The sequence below is a fragment of the Rhodoferax sp. genome (assembly GCF_037143375.1).
GTDB lineage: Bacteria > Pseudomonadota > Gammaproteobacteria > Burkholderiales > Burkholderiaceae_C > Rhodoferax.
Window position 1 is genome coordinate 1 of record NZ_JBAWYV010000286.1, and the last position, 2,251, is coordinate 2,251.

Genomic DNA, 2,251 nt, shown 5'->3' on the forward strand with positions numbered 1-2,251 from the left:
TTCAGGGGTGGGTCGGTGGTGGTCGTGCCCTTTGACTCTGGCTCGGCGGTCGAGGCTGCGCTGTGGGATGCCGTCAAAGCCAGCAGCCTGAGCATCGAAATCCGGGCGTACCTGAACCGCTATCCCACCGGCAAGTTTGCGGCGGATGCGCGCGCCCAGCTGCTGAAGTTGCAGCCGGTGGTGGCGGTAGCCGGTATTTCAGCCCCCACTTCACAGCCTTTGGTTGCTGCAACACCCACGCCATCACAGCCCGCAAAGCCCACTAAAACTGGCAACCACACTACGCACATTAACTACTCAGTGGGCGACAGTTGGACCTTTGCCAGCGATAAAGTGCGCAACCTGAAATCAAGCGCCTATACGCAAAAAGTGGTTTCGCTGGGGGCCAATGGCGACGCTGTTTTCAACGCTGGGGGCGTCCTTACGGCCTCGGGCCAGTTCAGCTATTTGCCGAACTTTGAGCGGGAGCGCTTTTACAGCGCGGGTTACCGCATGGTGCCGACACAACTGAGCCCCGGATTCAAAGAACCCATCAGCTATGACGTGTTGAGCAAGTACAAAGACGATGGCCGAGAAGTCAAGTTTGTCGGCAAAGGTTCGATAGAAGTCATTGGGCGTGAGAAAGTCAGCACCCCCGCCGGTGATTTCCTGGCATGGCGCATCCGCCGACTCGCCCAAGGCGCCAACACCAACAATGGCGAAGAGCTCCTGCTTGACCACACGTTTTGGTTTGTGCCGGAAGTCAAGCGGGTCGTGGCGCAAGATATTTTTGAGACCAGCGTCAAGACCGGCAAAACCATATTGCAAGAGCGCGTGGCCCTTCAGAGTTTCAGTCTGGCTGATGCCAAGGCCACTGCGGCAGCCCAAGCCAACCAGATGCAGGCCGCTGGTCAGAATGGCGGTGTTTCATTTGCAAGCGCTGGAACTGGTGTGGCTGGTGACCAGGCCGCCGTCGATCAACGCACGGCCGAACTGTTGGCCAACTTGACCATCAAACCGGTCGAGACCCAACCAGTGACGCCAACACCAGGCAAGTTACAGCGACAGGCCGCCCTCCGCAATAGCGCAGGTTTCAGTGTGGGCGACCGTTGGCTTTACCAGACGGTGGACAAGTTCAAGCAAGAAGTGGTCAGCAACTGGAGCCGCAAAATCAACGGCTTCAACAGCGATGGTTCCATCAAGCTCAGCGACGGCTTTGCAACCTGGACCGCCGATGGGGCGATTCAGTCCCTGCACGGAACCAATGGTTATGTGCGCGAGTATTCCCCTGCCTACAAATGGGTTCCAAGCCAGTTGGAGGTTGGTCGCACAGAGCCCATCAAACACTCGATGGTGTGGCGCAACGCGGACGGCACGCATGGGGTGGAGGAGCGCGATGGGACGCTCAAAGTGCTCGCCAAAGAAATGATCAAAGTGCCGGCGGGTGAGTTTGAAGCCTGGAAAGTTGAATTTACGGGTTTCGCCAATGGCAAAAATTTGAGCAAGTCCAGTGCCTATGTGGTTCGCATCACCGACACCAAGTGGTACGTGCCAGCCTTGCACAACTTTGTCGCCAGTGAATTTGAGCAACGCAGCCAGAATAATAATATTGAGTTTTACGAGCGCCAGGAACTCACCAGTTTCACCGTGCGCGGAGCCGATAGTTTTGCTGGGCGCTAATCGCCTCGCGGCGTTTGGGCACTGCGCCGGGCATACTGGCTGCTCAACCCCCAAGTGAGAACCTGATTTGAATGATATTTTGTTGTGGCTGGTGCTGGCGCTGGCCGTTTTGAATGGGCTGGTGTTGCTGTGGCTGGCGCTGCGTCGCACGGCTGACACCGCTGGCCTGCAGGCGGAGCAAGCCAAGCTGGAAGTGCTGGCCGCGGTGCAGATCACGGCCAAGGCCAGTTCCGAGCGCACGGAGCGTCTGGAGCGCGAGTTGCGCCGCGAGATCAGCGAGTCGTCGCGCGGTGGGCGCCAGGAGTTGACGCAAAACCTAGCAACCTTTCAGCAAACCCTGGTGCAGCAGGGTGCCGAGGCCACACGCACTCAAAACACCCAGATTGACGCCTTTGGTCAGCAATTGGCGTTGTTGCAAAAAACGTTGTCCGACACGCTCACCAACCAACTCTCTGGCTTGAGCGAATCCAACGCCCGGCGCATGAACGAGGTGCGCGAGACGCTGGAGAAACAGTTGCTGCAACTGCAGGCCACCAATGCGACCAAGCTCGACGAGATGCGCGCCACGGTCGATGAAAAGCTGCAAACCACG

General features: G+C 58.1%; 2 pseudogenes. Both read left to right on the forward strand.

What is annotated here, in order from left to right:
• Positions 1-1,659, forward strand: a pseudogene (locus WCG50_RS19070) (hypothetical protein); the annotation flags it as partial.
• Positions 1,660-1,726: 67 nt separating this feature from the next.
• Positions 1,727-2,251: pseudogene (locus WCG50_RS19075) on the forward strand (DNA recombination protein RmuC); the annotation flags it as partial.